This window comes from Cupriavidus basilensis, assembly GCF_008801925.2.
Classification (GTDB): domain Bacteria; phylum Pseudomonadota; class Gammaproteobacteria; order Burkholderiales; family Burkholderiaceae; genus Cupriavidus; species Cupriavidus basilensis.
In genome coordinates this window covers 835,418-851,192 of sequence record NZ_CP062803.1, presented here as the reverse complement: position 1 = coordinate 851,192, position 15,775 = coordinate 835,418, and the positions used below count along the sequence as shown (strand labels likewise).

The window sequence follows — 15,775 nt, the reverse complement described above, 5'->3', positions numbered from 1 at the left end:
GGCCGCATACTGGTGATTCAGGGTGGCGCAGTGGCAGCGCCGGTTCGATAGGCTGCGGTGCTACGCTCAGGCCGCTTTGGCTGGCACTGCCACGCCGAAGTCTTCCGGGAATGCGTCAAGCGCCGACAGCACCGGGTACGGCGTCATGCCGCCCATGGCGCACAGTGATCCGCCCAGCATGGTGTCGCACAGGTCGCGCACCAGCTTGACGTGCTTCACCGGCTGGTCGCCCGCGATGATCTTGTCAATCACCTCGACGCCGCGCGTGGAGCCGATCCGGCACGGCGTGCACTTGCCGCAGGATTCGATGGCGCAGAACTCCATCGCGTAGCGGGCTTGCCTGGCCATGTCGACGGTGTCGTCGAACACCACGATGCCGCCATGCCCCAGCACCGCGCCGAACGCGGCGAAGGCTTCGTAGTCCATCGGCGTATCCAGCCGCGACACCGGCAGGTACGCGCCCAGCGGGCCGCCCACCTGCACCGCGCGGATGGGCCGCGCGCTGCGCGTGCCCTGGCCGTAGCCCTCAAGCAGTTCGCGCAGGGTCACGCCGAAGGCTTTCTCCACCAGCCCACCCTGGCGCACATTGCCGGCGATCTGGAACGGCAGCGTGCCGCGCGAGCGGCCCATGCCAAAGTCGCGATAGAACTGTGCGCCGCGCGCGAGGATCACCGGCACGGTGGCCAGCGAGATCACGTTGTTGATGATGGTGGGCTTGCCGAACAGCCCTTCGATGGCCGGCAGCGGCGGCTTGGCGCGCACCACGCCGCGCTTGCCCTCCAGGCTTTCCAGCAGCGCGGTTTCCTCGCCGCAGACATAGGCACCGGCGCCCTTGCGCACTTCGAGCCGGAAGCGCCGGCCGCTGCCGCGGATATCGTCGCCCAGCCAGCCGGCCGCCTGCGCGATGCCGATGGCGGATTCCAGCACCGCGATGGCGTGCGGGTATTCCGAGCGCACGTAGATGTAGCCATGCTCCGCGCCGACGGCGAGGCCGGCGATGGTCATGCCTTCGATCAGCATGAACGGGTCGCCTTCCATCACCATGCGGTCTGAGAAGGTGCCGGAGTCGCCTTCATCGGCATTGCAGACCACGTACTTGATGGGCGACTGCGCGTTGCGCACCGTCTGCCACTTGATGCCCGTGGGAAACGCCGCGCCCCCGCGTCCGCGCAGGCCGGAATCGGTCACCTCCTGCACGATCTGCGCGCCGTCCAGCGCCAGCGCGCGGGTCAGGCCGGCATAGCCATCGTGTGCGATGTAGTCAGCGAGCGAGAGCGGATCGGTGATGCCCATGCGGGCAAAGGTCAAGCGCTCCTGCCCCTTGAGGAACGGGATTTCCTCGGTGAGCCCCAGCGCCAGCGCATGCGCGCCACCGGCCAGGAAGTCGGCATCGAACAGCGCGGCGACATCTTCGGGGGTAACCGGCCCGTAGGCCACGCGTCCGGCGGGGGTCTGCACTTCAACCAGCGGCTCCAGCCAGAACATGCCGCGCGAGCCGTTGCGCACCAGTTCGATGCTGGCGCCACGCGCCGCGGCCTCACGCGTGATGGCGCGAGCCACCGCATCGGCGCCCACGGCCAGCGCGCTGGAATCGCGGGGTACAAAAACGGTGATGCTCATGCTTGCACCTCCTGGTCCACCGCCACGTCCGCGCAGGCTTTGATCAGCGCATCGAAGCGCTGCGGCGTGACGCGGCCAGCCAGCTCCCCGTCGATCATCACGGCCGGGCCACAGGCGCACTGGCCGAGGCAATACACCGGCTCCAGCGTGAACCCGCCATCGGCGGTGGTTTCATGGAATCCGCAGCCCAGTGCGCGCTCGGCGTGCGCGGCAAGGGCCTCGCTGCCAACCGACTGGCACGCTTCCGCGCGGCAGACCTGGACCACGTGCCGGCCCGGCTTGCTGTCGCGAAAGTGGTGATAGAAGGTGACCACGCCATGGACCTCGGCGCGCGACAGGTTGAGCGCGCGGGCAATCTCGGGCAAGGCGCCGGCAGGCACGTAGCCTAGCGTGTCCTGGATCTCGTGGAGGATGGGCAGCAAGGCGCCCGGCATGTCGCGGCGCGCGGCCACGATGCGGGCAACCGGGTCGCGCACGGCGCCGGCGGCTGGCTTGGCAGCGGAATCAGACATCGAGTCTCCTGGTGGCGCAGCTCGGGCCGGCGCAAGCGCTCAAGCGCGGCGCCAGCGGCAGACGGTGTGGCGCATTGGCTTGCGCGTCTTGCCAGGATTGGCTGCGGGGCACGGCACACCGCGTTGCGGCGACCGCGTTATATGCTATTTTTTTCATATATTGAGGGGCTTTGAACGGGCATTCCCCATCTGGCCTGGCTGCTTAAGCGGGCTTTTATCGGGTGCTATGCCTCTTCGAGCGGACTATAGGCAGTTGGCCACGTTCGAGCAATATGCTATTTTTCTCATATGATTCGCATCTCGATCCTGCCCCACCTCCAAATCCGCGACGATAGCGACGCCGCCAGCGCCCCGCTTGACGTGTCCCGCCTGGTCACCTTGCTCGGGCATATCGAAAGCACCGGCAGCATCAGCCAGTCGGCGCAGGCGACCGGCCTGTCCTACCGCTACGCCTGGGGCATCCTGCGCGACGCGCAAACCCTGTTCGGCGGCGCGCTGATCGCCAAGACGCGCGGGCGCGGCAGCGCGCTGTCGCCGCTGGCGCAGCAACTGGTGTGGGCCAGCAAGCGCATTGCCGCGCGGCTGTCTCCCACGCTGGAGAGCCTGGCCTCGGAACTGGAGATCGAACTGAAGAAGCTGGTGGACCAACCCGGCCCCACGCTGCGCCTGCACGCCAGCCATGGCTTCGCGGTGGCGGCGCTGCATGATTTCCTGGATGCGCACCAGGTGCGCCACGACCTGAAATACTGCGGCAGTCTTGAGGCGGTTGCAGCGCTTGCGCAAGGCGCCTGCGATATTGCCGGCTTCCATGTGCCGATCGGCGAATTCGAGCGGGACATGCTGGCGAGCTTTGCCACATGGATTCGCCCCGAGACCCATTGCCTGATCCAGCTCGCGGTGCGCTCGCAAGGCATCTTCGTGCGCCCCGGCAACCCGAAGCAGGTCACCACGCTGCAAGATCTCTGCCGCGCCGACGTGCGCTTCGTCAACCGCCAGACCGGTTCCGGCACGCGGCTGCTGCTGGACCTGATGCTCAAGGCGCGCGGCATCGACAGCGGGCGCATCGAGGGTTACAGCAATGGCGAGTTCACCCATGCCGCGGTGGCCGCCTATATCGGCAGCGGCATGGCGGATGCGGGATTCGGCGTGGAGACGGCGGCGCGCCGCTTCGGGCTGGATTTCGTGCCGGTGCTCAAGGAACGGTACTTCTTTGTGATCGAGCGGGAGCGCCTGCAAAGCCCGGCACTGTCCGGCGCCGTGGCGGCACTCAGGAGCGCCGGTTTCCGGCAGGTGGTGGATGCCCTGCCCGGCTATGACGGCAGCCTGACCGGCACGGTATTGACGCTGGAAGAGGCGTTCCCCGACCGCGCGGGCCCGAGCGACTGACCAGGCTGGAGCCAGCTGGAACCAGCCGGATCTAGCGCGCGGGCGCGCCGTCCGGCACGGCCTCGATCCGCTCGACGCGGATGGCCGGCGCCCACGTGCCGGGCTGGTTTGCGCGCAGCACGGTGCCGCTCACGCCCACCTTCTGCCCACGCAACGCCTCGGCCTCGCCGACAGGGAATTTCTCCAGCACCCATGCCTCGCCATCGGCGGTGACCAGCACCGGCTGCTGGAACAGGGCGCTGCCCTTGACCATCACCGTGCCCGTCAAGGCGATGGACCGCCCGGCCGGCACCGCGTGCACACACGCGGCCAGCACGACGGACAGGGCGGCAATCAGGGGCAGGATTCGGCGCATGAGATTAGTTGGATTGACAAGTCCGGGCGGCGGACATCGCCGCCCGGGAGCCGCCGGCGCAAGCTCCGGCGAGCCTGCGCTTAGCGCGTTCAGTACAGTCAGTACACCACGACGGATAGCGTAGTGCCGGCAGGCACGCGCACGGTCTCGCTGAACGTCGCGCCCACATTGCTGCGAACCACCGGGAAACTACCGTACGGCTGCAGCGTGGCGGGCACGGCCACCGGCAGCTTGCGCGAGGCGCGGAACAGGTCCGGATCGATCAGCGGGAGCGTAAAGCCGCCATCGACACGGGCTGGGTAGCCGTAGCGCGCCGGCGACGTGGCGGCTGGCATCAGCGAATTGCTGGTGACGCTCCAGCGCAACAGTTCCTGGCTGAAGCCGGAGTCCGGGCGCGCGGCCTGGATGGCCTGGTCGAGCACGGTCTTGGAGTCCGCGCTGGAAGTCCGGCCCAGCAAGTCCTTGTAGAAGGCCAGGCCGAGTTGCCGGTCCAGGAAGCCGCCGAAGCTGCCCGACACCGAATAGCTCTCGCAGGTGGCGCCGAAACCCGTGAAATTCAGCATATTGCAGTTGAAGTTGCCGTTGCCGTAGCTCACGTAGTCCCGGAAACGCACGTCGCGGATCGCGTTGTAGGTGGGGTCGATGGTCTGGCTGGCGAAGTCCTCCATCATCATCGCGGACATCTCTTCCAGCCAGCTGTCGAATGCGTACTGCTGGCCGGCCTTGACACCGCGGCGATAGAAGTTCTGCATATGCATCCCCTCGTGCGCCATCGTCATCTTCATCGACTTCAGGCCTGCGGCGCCGCCCAGGTACAAGGTCTCGGAATCGAGATAGAGCGACAGCGACTCGTTGCTGCGCGGATCCGAGGTGGCCTTCAGGTTGTGCAGGCCCCAGAAATAGCCCACGGTGCCGAATGGCGTGTTGTTGTTGTCGAAGTTGAGCACGACGATATCCACCGGCTGGCCGCTGCCGGCGATCAGGTTGCTGTAGCTGTGCGCACCCCATAGCGGGCCGCCGACCGAGGTCAGCATGTCGTAGATGCCGCCGCCGCCGGCGAAGGCGGCAGCCAGCGTGTCGACGAGGGTGCCGGTGACCTTGCCGGGCGCCGACTCGGTGCTCTCCACCCAGATGTTGACGGTGGTGGCGTCTGCCGTGCTGACTTGCTTGACCAGCGTGGCCGCGCGGCGCGTGCCGTCGGTGTGATACCAGCTCTTGGTATCGTTGACCACGGAGGCGAGCGGCGGTGGCGGTGCGATTTCGGAAAGGCTGGCCACCTGCTTGCCGCCGGCCATTGCCGCCCAGCCGGCGCGGTTGAACTCGCCAATGTCGCGCAGCGTTTGTTCGTCCTGCCCCGTGGAGACCGACTGAATCGAGAGGTTGCCCAGCACGGATTGGATCACCGACAGCGACAGGCCGGCCGGCATGGCCTGTGCCGTGGCGCCGTTGGTGTACAGCAGCGTCACGGCCTTGCCGTTCACGCCGCCGATGGCAACGGGCACATCGGCTGGCGCACCGGTGGTGTTGGAGGCGGACCAGACGCCGACGCCGGAACCCGAGTAATCGTTGGCATCCACGGCACTGCAGCCGCCGCAGGCCGGCGCCAGCGTGGGCGGCACGGGGGCGCTGGCGACCGGCACGGAAGGACTCGCGGTTGCCGCAGCCGGCGCATCGCCGCCGCCGCCACCGCAGGCGGCGACCGACATCGCGGCCAGCAGGGCAGCGAGCAGGCCTGCGCGTTGGCGCAAGAGAGGACCCCTCATGTACTAAAGCTCCGATTCTTGTTCTGTGGATGCCGGCCTGGGCGCACGAGGCCTAAGCCAAAGAAATAACGGCATCCGGGACAGGAGCTTTAACGAGGGGGAAACTTTCTGTGCGTCCGTACCAGCCCCGGCGGGCAGGCCATGCCGCACTGCGCACGGGGACTATGCAAGAATGGCTGGCAGCGCTTGAAGAAACCACCGAAGAGGAAGCCTTGCCGATGCCCAGACCGCGCTTTCTTCCGCTCCTGCTGGCACTGCCGCTGGTCGGCCTTGGCGCCTGCTCCACGGCGGACGTGCTCAATGGTCTAACCCAAAGCAAAGCCTATGCCCTGAGCGCCAACGTGCCTTACGGCGACGGCGAACGCGCCAGGCTCGACATCTACGCGCCGCGCCAGCCGGTGTGCCCGGGCCAGGCGCCGGTCGTGGTGTTCTTCTATGGGGGCACCTGGAACAGCGGGGAAAAGGCCGACTACGCCTTCGTCGCGGCAGCGCTGGCCGCGCACGGCATCCTGACCGTGATCCCGGACTATCGCCTCTATCCCGAAGTCAGCTATCCGGATTTCCTGGTGGACAACGCGCGCGCGGTCGCGTGGACGCGCCGCGAGATCGCCAGCTACGGCGGCGACCCGCAACGGCTGTTCCTGATGGGACACAGCGCGGGTGGCTACAACGCCGCCATGCTCGCGCTCGATGCGCGCTGGCTCGGCCGCTTCGACATGAGCCCCGCCCTGCTGCGTGGCTGGATCGGGCTGGCAGGGGCCTACGATTTCCTGCCGATCGAGAACCGCCAGGCGCAGCCGGTGTTCCATCACCCTGACTACCCGCCTGGCTCCCAGCCCATCGACTACGCCGATGCACGCTCACCCGCAGCCTTCATCGGCGTGGACGACGGCGACCGCCTGATCGACCCGCTGCGCAACTCCGCGCAAATGGCAGCGCGGCTGGAACAGCGCGGCGTACCCGTGCGGTTCCGCAGTTATGCGCGGCTCTCCCACACGTTGCTGATTGGCGTGTTCGCCGACCCGCTGCATTGGCTGGCACCCGTGCGCGACGACGTGGCCGGCTTCATCCTGCAGCGCGCCGGTTGCGTGAGTACGCCATGAGTACGCCATGAGCGCGAAGTCTGCCTGCCTCAATATCAGCCGGCTCGACAGCGCCGCCGGCTACGGCATGGGCTGCCGGCGCGCGAAAAAGAAGGCTCAGTAGACTTCCGGCACGATCATGTTGTCCGGCACCGGCTGGCGCGAGTAGTCGTCATGCCGCTCGCGCTGCGGCAGCACCACGGGCGGCTGCACGCGCTCTTCATAAGGCATCTGCTGCAGCAGGTGATGGATGCAATTGAGGCGCGCCTTTTTCTTGTCGACCGCCTGCACCACCCACCACGGCGCCTCGTCGATATGCGTGCGCTCCAGCATGATTTCCTTGGCGCGGGTGTAATCCTCCCAGCGCCGGCGGGATTCGAGATCCATCGGGCTGAGCTTCCACTGCTTGAGCGGATCGTGGATGCGGGAGAGGAAGCGCAGATGCTGCTCTTCGTCCGAGATCGAGAACCAGTACTTGATCACCTGGATGCCGGAGCGCACCAGCATGCGTTCGAACTCCGGCACCGAGCGGAAAAACTCTTCGTACTGGTCGTCGGTGCAAAAGCCCATCACGTGCTCCACGCCAGCGCGGTTGTACCAGCTGCGGTCGAACAGCACGATCTCGCCCGCCGCGGGCAGGTGCGAGACATAGCGCTGGAAATACCACTGGGTGCGTTCGCGGTCGTTGGGCGCCGGCAGCGCCGCCACCCGGGCCACGCGCGGATTGAGCCGCTGGGTGATGCGCTTGATCACGCCGCCTTTGCCGGCCGCGTCGCGCCCTTCAAACAGGATCACGACCTTGTGGCCGGTCTCCACCACCCAGCTTTGCAGCTTGACCAGTTCGCCCTGCAGCCGGAACAGCTCGCGGAAGTAAAGCCGCCGCGCAGCCCGCTCGTCGTCGTCCAGGCCGCCGCCGGCTTCGCCGAACAGCGTATCGACATGGTGGTCTTCCAGCTCCAGTTCGAGTTCTTCGTCATAGTGATCGGCCACCTCGCGGTGGATGCGCCGAATCAGCTCATTCTCGTCTGGTCTCATCGCTAACTCCTGTTCGCAACAACGTCGTGACTGGCAGGCTAACCGGGAGATGTGACGGGCCCGTGACTCTTTACCCGCGTGCTCAGTAACTGCCCTGCTTGCGGAAGGCCCAGCGCCCGGCCAGCACGGTGAAGCTGGCCACCAGCACCACCAGCACCCAGAAACCATGCGGATGGTCCGCCAGCGGAATCCCGCCCACGTTCATGCCGAAGAAGCCGGCGACAATATTGATCGGCAACGCCAGCACGGTGACCAGCGTCAGCGTGAACAGCGTGCGGTTGGTCTGCTCGTTGAGCTTGGCCGCGATCTCTTCCTGCAGCAGCTTGATGCGCTCGACCAGCGCGGCCAGGTCGCTCAGCACCAGGGAGAACTCTTCGGTGGAGGAGCGCAGATCCTGGATGTCCTGGTCCTGCAGCCAGGCTGGCGGCCGGTTGAGCAGGCGGAACAGCGCGCCAGGCTCGGGCGCGAGCAGCCGCTGCAAGCGCACCAGGCCGCGGCGCATGGAGCCAAGCTCCGCGCGGTTGCCATGCAAACGATGCGAGAGCAGGCGGTCCTCGACCTGGTCCACGGTCACGCTGGTTTCGCGCACGATGCGCACCAGGACATCGGCCTGGTCGCGCAGCAAATGCACCAGCAGCGCCAGCGGCGTGTGGAACAACTCGCCCTGGCGCACCGAGGCGCGCAGCTGGTCGACCGAGCGCAACGGCTTCATGCGCGCTGTCACCAGGATGCGGCGGTCGGCACAGGCCCATAGCGTGGAGATATCGGTGGTGGCCACGCCAAAGTTGTAGATCACGTCGTTGACCACCGCAAGCAGCGCCGTGTCCAGGCGCTCGATGCGTGTGGAGCGCGAGCCCTCTCGCAGCGCCTCGAAGAATGCCTCGGGCAGGTCGAGCTGGCCCTTGAGCCAGCGCTCGCACGCGCTATGCGACAGATTGAAGTGCAGCCAAAGAAACTCGTCGCCCGGCGGGGGCTGCCCGAGCCACGCGGCCGCCCCGGCGGAATCGATGGGCTGGCCCGGCTCGCCGGGCAGGAAGCGAAAGCCGCTGACCAGGCCAACCGGATCGGAGCCGTAGCTGGCTTCGACGATACCCGCATGCATGTGGTGCCTCTTCGAAAACGCGAATTCGCGAAGATGGGACATTAGCATGCGGGGATGACGGACGGCACCCGGCCAGAAGCGGCGGTCTAGGGCATCTTGCTCTTGCCAGCGCCCGTCCGGCCCCTCCCATTGCGTGGGGGGAGCGAACCAGAGAGAGCAGAAAACGATATTCCGTGTAGCCGTGGAGGTTTGAATCTCCCGTTATGCGGCGCCTCGTCGTCAGGCCAAAAGAGCGGAAACGAGGGACCCATGTCTGAGCATCGCCTTAAGGCGATGTGAGTTTGGGTCCCGGCCGCTCTTTTGGTCTGGCGACGAGGAGTCTTTCGCCGCATCCGGGTCGCCTTCTTTGCCTACTTTCTTGGCGAGACAAGAAAGTAGGTCGCCGCCCCGCAGGGGTGGTGAAACTGCAGTTGCCCTTGACGTTAAGCAGTTGCAGTTGCAGTTGCAGTTGCAGTTGCAGTTGCAGTTGCAGTCAACCTACCCCACCCAATCCCCTCACCCGAACTTGCGCCGGGCATCCAGCGCCAGCCCGGAACCAATGCCGCCAAACAGATCGCCCTCGATCCGCTGCGCACCGGGGATCAGCTCGGACAGCCGCTCACGCAACAAAGGCACGCTGCTGGATCCGCCGGTAAACAATACGGTGTCGATCGCATCCGCCTGTACGCCCGCATCGCGCAACAACGCCTGCACCGTCACCTCGGTCTTGCCAACCAGCTTCGCAATGGACTGGTCAAAGTCAGCGCGGCTGATCGCCATGGTCTCGCCCGGGGCGATGCGCCCCAGGTCGAGCTGCGTCTGCGGCTCGCCCGACAAGGCGATCTTGGCGGCTTCCACCTGGATCGCGAGCCAGTGACCGGCGCGCTGCTTGATCAGGCTGATCAGGCGGTCCAGCTTGACCTTGTCGGCCGCATCGCGATAGTTGTCCATCACGTGCGACCACGCCTTGCGGGTGTAGACCAGGTTGATGGTGTGCCAGCTCGCCAGGTCGAAATACTGGCCCGAAGGCATCGCCTTGCCGTTGCGCAGCTCGCTGCCCAGGCCCAGGAACGGCATCACGCTCGCCAGGCTCAAGCTCTTGTCGAAGTCCGTGCCGCCGATGTGCACGCCGCCGTTGGCCAGGATGTCGCCACGCCGGTCGACCTTGCCGGCCCGCTCGGGTGACAGGCGCACCAGCGAGAAGTCGGAAGTGCCGCCGCCGATGTCGGCCACCAGCACCAGTTCCTCGCGCGCGATCGTGGCTTCATAGTCGAAGGCCGCGGCGATTGGCTCGTACTGGAACTCGATGTCCTTGAAGCCGGCATCCGCCGCGATCTCGCGCAGCGTCTGCTCGGCGAGCTGGTCGGCCTTGGGATCTTCGTCGATGAAGAACACCGGGCGGCCCAGCACGACCTTGTCGAAACTGGCGCCGGCCGAGGTCTCGGCGCGCTGCTTGAGCTCGCCGATGAAGTGCGAGAGCAGCTTGCGAAACGGCATGGCCTGCCCCATGACCTCGGTGCTGTCCTCCATCATCGAGGTGCCGAGCAGGCTCTTGAGCGAGCGCATCAGCCGGCCTTCATAGCCCGCCAGGTAATCGCCAAGCGCGGCGCGGCCGTAGCTGACTAGCGGATCCTCGGAATGGAAAAAGATCACGGAGGGCAGCGTGAGCTTGCCATCTTCCAGCGGCAACAGCGTGGGTTGTCCCGGCCGGCACCAGCCCACCGTGGAATTGGACGTGCCGAAATCTAGGCCGCAAGCGTTTGACATCATGTTTCTGGTTCTTTCCTACTGCATGGTTAAGTCCGGGCCGGATGACCGTGCTGGCGGGGCCGTCTTTTTTCCGCGCCGGACGTTGCGGCCAGCATGATAGCAAGCCCGGCCGGCGCCCACGGGCGACAGGAGTGCTCAAGCAGGCGCATTCAGCAGCGCGAGTATCTGCTGGTGCAGCCGCGGGTCGCCGCAGGCCACCACGGTGCCGCCCTGTTGCGCATCCCCGCCGGTCCAACTGGTCATGACGCCGCCGGCGCCTTGCACGATGGGAATCAGCGCCTGCACGTCGTAGGCCTTCAGGCCGGCCTCGACCACGGCATCCACATGCCCTGCCGCGACCATGCAGTAGGCGTAGCAATCGCCGCCGTAGCGCTGCATGCGCGCGGCGTCCGCCACGCGGCGGAAGGCGGCGAACTGCGCCGCGTCCTCGAACATCTCCGGCGTGGTGCACATCAGCTTGGCCTGCGCCAGGTCGGCGCACGGCCGGGTACGCAGGGGCTGACCGTTTAGCCATGCCTGGCTGCCATCGCCGCTGAACCGCTCGCGCGTGAACGGCTGGTCCATGATGCCGATCACCGGGCGCTGACCGTCATTGAGCGCGATCAGGGTGCCCCAGAGCGGCAGCCCGGTAATGAAGGCACGGGTGCCGTCGATGGGATCGAGCACCCAGGTCAGCGGCGAGGTGCCGGCCACGCGGTCTTCTTCTTCGCCCAGGATGCCGTGCTCCGGGTATTTCGCCAGGATCAGGTCGCGCATGGCGCGCTCGGCTGCCTTGTCGGCCGCGGTGACCGGGTCGAAGTGCCGGCCGCCCTTGTCCTCTACCGCCGGGGCGCTGCGGAAGTACGGCAGGCTGGCGTTGCCGGCGGCCTGCGCGAGGCCTGCGGCGAAGTCCATGTATTCGATAAGCTGCTCTGCGGTCAAAGGCATGCGGAGATCCTGGGGTCCGGGGATGGTGTCGGGGATGGTGTCGGGGCGGCGGCATGCGGCTCCGGGTAGGCCGGGCCGCGCGCGGTGGGACAGCGCTGGCCGCGCGGCCCGCCAGCATTGTAGCGGGCCGTGGGGGCGGGCATCGATCGCCTTTGGCGTCTCGCGGGCGGAGTGCTAATGTCAAGAGTGCGGGTAGCCGTCCATGCGTCGCCCAACAGTCCGCACCTTCTTCCGCCGAGCTCGTTGAGTGACTCCGGGGATACCCGTTGCCGACGTGCCCGCGTGCCAGAAAAATTTCTGTCCCGCGTGTAAGTTCGTGCCACCACCGTCGACAAAGGCACATAAACCGTAGCAGCCGCACCTGCGAGCGCCACGGCACATTGGAGAAAGACGGTGGATACAGCCTCCCAGCTATCGCGGCCAGCACACGGCCGCCGCGGACAAACGTCCGCCTCCATCCAGCCGGCATGGGTGCGCATCACCCATTGGCTCAATGCCATCGCCGTCATCATCATGGTGATGAGCGGCTGGCGCATCTATAACGCGTCGCCGCTGTTCGGCCTGCATTTCCCCAAGGGCATCACGCTCGGCGGATGGCTGGGCGGGGCGCTGCAGTGGCACTTCGCCGCCATGTGGCTGCTGGTCGCCAACGGGCTGTTTTACTTGCTGATGAACGCTCTCACCGGACGGTTCCGCCGCCGCTTCCTGCCGCTGTCGGTGCCCGCCGCGTTGCGCGATATCGCCGCGGCGCTGCGCGGCCGGCTGGCGCACCCGGACCTGGCTGAATACAACGCGGCCCAGAAGGCCATGTACCTGGGCGTGGTGGTAGTCATCGTGGTCACGGTGCTGTCCGGCCTGGCGATCTGGAAGTCGGTGCAATTCCCGCTGCTGCGCGAGCTGATGGGCGGCTATGACGCGGCGCGCTGGGTCCACTTCGTGTGCATGAGCGCCATCGTGCTGTTCATCGTGGTGCATGTGGCCATGGTGGCGCTGGTGCCGCGCACGCTGCTGATCATGCTGCGCGGCCGCTGATCGCCGGCCGTGTTCACGCAAACGCATCCACAGAACTGAATCCACAGAGCCGCATCGCGGAGAACCGCCATGAACAAGTCCAAACCCATCGCCACGCTTGACCGGCGCCTGATCCTGCGAGACGCCGTGCGCGAACTCGATATGCCGTCGCGCCGCCTGTTCGCCAAGCGCGCCGTCACGCTGGGCGGGCTGACGATGCTCACGGGTTGCAGCCTCACCGACGACGCCTCGGTGGAGCGCTTTCTCACTGCGGTATCGCGCTTCAACGATCGCGTGCAAGGCTGGCTGTTCGACCCCAAGCGGCTCGCGCCCACCTACGCGGAGTCCATGATCACGCGGCCCTTCCCGTTCAATGCCTTCTACGGCGAGGACGAAGTGCCCGAGGTCGATGGTGCCGATTTCCGGCTGGAAGTCGGCGGCATGGTGGCGCGCAAGGATCCGTGGACGCTCGAGCAGTTGTACGCGCTGCCGCAGACCTCGCAGGTCACGCGCCATATCTGCGTGGAAGGCTGGAGCGCCATCGGCAAGTGGGGCGGCACGCCCTTCTCGGAATTCCTGCATCGCGTGGGCGCCGACACCAGCGCAAAGTACGTAGGCTTTCGCTGCGCCGACGACTACTTCACCAGCATCGACATGCCTACCGCGCTGCATCCGCAGACGCTGCTGACCTTTACCTACGACGGGGAGAAGCTGCCGCCCAAGTACGGCTTCCCCATGAAACTGCGCATGCCGACCAAGCTTGGCTACAAGAACCCCAAGCACATCATGGCGCTGTACGTCACCAACACGTATCCCGGCGGTTACTGGGAAGACCAGGGATACAACTGGTTCGGCGGATCCTGATCCGCTTGAAATTGGCCGGCATGGTGCCGGCTTGCACACTGACCACCCCAAGGAGAACTTCATGAACAAACTTTTCGCAGCCACCCTGCTCTCGACCACGATGCTGTTCGCCGGTCATGCCTTTGCCCAGGACACCATGAAGAAGGATGCCATGGGCAATGACAGCAGCATGGCCAAGGACACCATGAGCAAGGACTCGATGAGCAAGGACAAGATGAGCAAGAGCCACGACAAGATGAGCAAGGACAAGATGGGCAAGGACAGCATGAGCAAAGACTCCATGAGCAAGGACTCGATGGGTAAGGACGCCATGGGCAAGGACACGATGAAGCAGTAAGCCTCGCACCTGCGTGCCTGCCAGGTTCGCGGCGGGCCATGTGACAGCGCCCCGGCTTTCGCCCGGGGCGTTGCTTTTTCAGGCTCGAGTATCGCCAGCGCCACTCCGGCGTATCGGGACATACCCGCAGCGGCGGTCACTGAAAGGCGGATGAAAGCACTCGCGCCTACTGTGCCTGGTAAGCCATTGGGGTGCGCCTAGGCGCGCGCGCCTGCTGTCGATGACGATCTGTGGCGGAAACCAGCGTGGCCTCGCGCCGCGCCAGCTTCCTCCGATTCGCGCGCAATTCCGCAAAAAAGATACCGCGCGTAGCCTGGACCGCCGTGCCTGCCTTGCCGCAGATGCGCGGCCCGGGTTTCACTGCAGGCGAGGGAGACAGCCTCATGGAACTATTCGAACACCTGGCCCTTGGGTTCTCCACGGCGCTGACACTGCAGAATGTTGGATACTGTTTTCTCGGCTGCGTGCTGGGAACGCTGATCGGCGTGCTGCCCGGCATCGGGCCGCTGGCGACCATCGCCATGCTGCTGCCGGTGACCTACACGCTGCCGCCGGTGGCCGCGCTGATCATGCTGGCCGGCATTTACTACGGCGCCCAGTACGGTGGCTCCACCACCGCCATCCTGGTTAACCTGCCGGGTGAGTCGTCGTCGGTGGTGACCACCATCGATGGCTACCAGATGGCACGGCGGGGACGAGCGGGCGTGGCGCTGGCCACCGCCGGCCTGGGATCGTTCTTCGCTGGCTGCGTGGCAACGCTGATCCTGGCCGCGTTTGCTACGCCGCTATCGGAACTGGCATTCAAGTTTGGGCCCGCCGAGTATTTCTCGCTGATGTGCCTGGGCCTGATCGGCGCCGTGGTGCTGGCTTCGGGCTCGCTGCCCAAGGCGGTTGCCATGATCGTGCTGGGGCTGCTGCTGGGCCTGGTCGGCACCGACGTGAACTCCGGCGCGGCGCGCTTCTCGTTCGACGTGCCGGAGCTGACCGATGGCGTCGACTTCGTCGCACTGGCCATGGGCATGTTCGGCTTTGCCGAGATCATCGCCAACCTGGAGCAGAAGGAAAACCGCGAAACCTTTACCGATCACGTCACCAACCTGTGGCCCTCAAAGACGGACTTCAAGCGCATGGCACCAGCGGTGCTGCGCGGCACCGCGCTCGGCTCCATCCTGGGGATCCTGCCCGGCGGCGGTGCGGCCCTGGCTTCCTTCGCGGCCTATTCGCTGGAGAAGAAGACTTCCAAGTACTCGCATGAATTCGGCAAGGGCGCCATCGAAGGCGTGGCAGGTCCGGAATCGGCCAACAACGCCGCGGCACAGACCTCCTTCATCCCGCTGCTGACGCTGGGCATTCCGCCCAACGCCGTGATGGCGCTGATGGTGGGCGCGATGACCATCCACAACATCCAGCCGGGCCCGCAGGTCATGACCAGCAACCCCGCGCTGTTCTGGGGCCTGATCGCCTCGATGTGGATCGGCAACCTGATGCTGATCATCCTGAACCTGCCGCTGATCGGCATCTGGGTCAAACTGCTGCAGGTGCCCTACCGCTACCTGTACCCGGCCATCCTGGTGTTCTGCTGCATCGGCGTGTTCTCGGTCAACAACCAGACCTTCGACGTCTTCACCGCGGCTGGCTTCGGCGTGATCGGCTACCTGTTCATCAAGCTCAAGTGCGAGCCGGCGCCGCTGCTGCTGGGCTTTGTGCTGGGTCCGATGATGGAAGAGAACTTCCGCCGCGCGCTCCTGCTGTCGCGGGGGACGTTCACTGTGTTCCTGACCCGTCCGTTGTCGCTTGGCCTGCTGATTGCGGCCGGGCTGCTGGTCTGCATCGTCGCCCTGCCGTCGATCAAGGCCAAGCGCGAGGAAGCATTCCAGGAGGAATGACGCCGGCATGGCGACGCCGCCGCGCAGGGGCGCCTCATCGGTAACAGCGTTAGGGAAAGGGCCGGCACAAGCCTACACTGGGAGAGTGCCGATTCGGCACGGACGGACATCGATGGGGGTATCGCATGAACTACAGTCCCAGGCAG

At 66.1% G+C, this 15,775-nt stretch carries 14 protein-coding genes; 6 read left to right on the top strand and 8 right to left on the bottom strand.

Annotation, left to right across the window (positions count from 1 at the left end; genetic code table 11):
* Positions 1-66 precede the first annotated feature (66 nt).
* Both F7R26_RS03875 and F7R26_RS03870 read right to left on the bottom strand, forming a co-directional pair.
* Positions 67-1,620 carry a formate dehydrogenase beta subunit gene (locus F7R26_RS03875; RefSeq protein ID WP_150988639.1) on the bottom strand — a complete coding sequence of 518 codons (1,554 nt, stop codon included), beginning with the start codon at positions 1,618-1,620 and terminating at the stop codon, positions 67-69.
* Positions 1,617-2,132 (bottom strand): formate dehydrogenase subunit gamma, encoded by a 516-nt coding sequence (locus F7R26_RS03870; protein ID WP_150988642.1) that lies wholly within the window; start codon positions 2,130-2,132, stop codon positions 1,617-1,619. The genes F7R26_RS03875 and F7R26_RS03870 overlap by 4 nt, the downstream gene beginning before the upstream one ends.
* Before the next feature lie 288 nt (positions 2,133-2,420).
* Between F7R26_RS03870 and F7R26_RS03865 the strand changes: the two genes are divergently transcribed.
* A complete protein-coding gene (locus tag F7R26_RS03865; protein WP_150988645.1) occupies positions 2,421-3,518 on the top strand; it encodes a substrate-binding domain-containing protein in 1,098 nt (365 codons plus the stop codon).
* Between the two features lie 31 nt (positions 3,519-3,549).
* Here F7R26_RS03865 and F7R26_RS03860 read toward each other — a convergent pair whose 3' ends face one another.
* Together F7R26_RS03860 and F7R26_RS03855 are read right to left on the bottom strand one after the other, a co-directional pair.
* On the bottom strand, positions 3,550-3,873 hold the full coding sequence (locus F7R26_RS03860; RefSeq protein ID WP_150988648.1) for a hypothetical protein: 324 nt from the start codon (positions 3,871-3,873) through the stop codon (positions 3,550-3,552).
* A 98-nt stretch (positions 3,874-3,971) separates the two neighbouring features.
* Positions 3,972-5,621, bottom strand: coding sequence for a M30 family zinc metallopeptidase (locus tag F7R26_RS03855; RefSeq protein WP_338404695.1), 1,650 nt, complete (start codon positions 5,619-5,621; stop codon positions 3,972-3,974).
* Between the two features lie 233 nt (positions 5,622-5,854).
* Here F7R26_RS03855 and F7R26_RS03850 point away from each other — a divergent pair, with 233 nt between their 5' ends.
* Positions 5,855-6,739: an alpha/beta hydrolase gene (locus F7R26_RS03850; protein ID WP_150988651.1), complete on the top strand. Its 885-nt coding sequence runs from the start codon at positions 5,855-5,857 to the stop codon at positions 6,737-6,739.
* Between the two features lie 96 nt (positions 6,740-6,835).
* On the opposite strand, the gene ppk2 is transcribed toward F7R26_RS03850, so the two are convergent.
* The 4 genes from ppk2 to hisN all read right to left on the bottom strand — a co-directional run bounded on the left by ppk2 (position 6,836) and on the right by hisN (position 11,531).
* Positions 6,836-7,753 carry a polyphosphate kinase 2 gene (gene ppk2, locus F7R26_RS03845; protein ID WP_150988654.1) on the bottom strand — a complete coding sequence of 306 codons (918 nt, stop codon included), beginning with the start codon at positions 7,751-7,753 and terminating at the stop codon, positions 6,836-6,838.
* Positions 7,754-7,835: 82 nt separating this feature from the next.
* The gene (locus tag F7R26_RS03840; RefSeq protein WP_150988657.1) at positions 7,836-8,855 is read right to left on the bottom strand and encodes a transporter; all 1,020 of its coding nucleotides are present in this window, start codon (positions 8,853-8,855) and stop codon (positions 7,836-7,838) included.
* 495 nt (positions 8,856-9,350) lie between these two features.
* On the bottom strand, positions 9,351-10,604 hold the full coding sequence (locus tag F7R26_RS03835) for an Hsp70 family protein (protein ID WP_043344176.1): 1,254 nt from the start codon (positions 10,602-10,604) through the stop codon (positions 9,351-9,353).
* A gap of 135 nt (positions 10,605-10,739) precedes the next feature.
* Complete coding sequence (gene hisN / locus F7R26_RS03830) at positions 10,740-11,531, bottom strand: histidinol-phosphatase (protein WP_150988660.1); 792 nt, start codon at positions 11,529-11,531, stop codon at positions 10,740-10,742.
* 393 nt (positions 11,532-11,924) lie between these two features.
* On the opposite strand from hisN, the gene F7R26_RS03825 reads away from it, so the two are divergent.
* The 4 genes from F7R26_RS03825 (at position 11,925) to F7R26_RS03810 (ending at position 15,629) form a co-directional block, all read left to right on the top strand.
* The gene (locus F7R26_RS03825) at positions 11,925-12,563 is read left to right on the top strand and encodes a cytochrome b/b6 domain-containing protein (RefSeq protein WP_150988663.1); all 639 of its coding nucleotides are present in this window, start codon (positions 11,925-11,927) and stop codon (positions 12,561-12,563) included.
* Positions 12,564-12,632: 69 nt separating this feature from the next.
* Complete coding sequence (locus F7R26_RS03820) at positions 12,633-13,406, top strand: molybdopterin-dependent oxidoreductase (RefSeq protein ID WP_150988666.1); 774 nt, start codon at positions 12,633-12,635, stop codon at positions 13,404-13,406.
* A gap of 61 nt (positions 13,407-13,467) precedes the next feature.
* Positions 13,468-13,743: a pentapeptide MXKDX repeat protein gene (locus tag F7R26_RS03815; protein WP_150988669.1), complete on the top strand. Its 276-nt coding sequence runs from the start codon at positions 13,468-13,470 to the stop codon at positions 13,741-13,743.
* Positions 13,744-14,126: 383 nt separating this feature from the next.
* Positions 14,127-15,629: a tripartite tricarboxylate transporter permease gene (locus F7R26_RS03810; RefSeq protein WP_150988672.1), complete on the top strand. Its 1,503-nt coding sequence runs from the start codon at positions 14,127-14,129 to the stop codon at positions 15,627-15,629.
* The last annotated feature ends 146 nt before the right edge of the window (positions 15,630-15,775 follow it).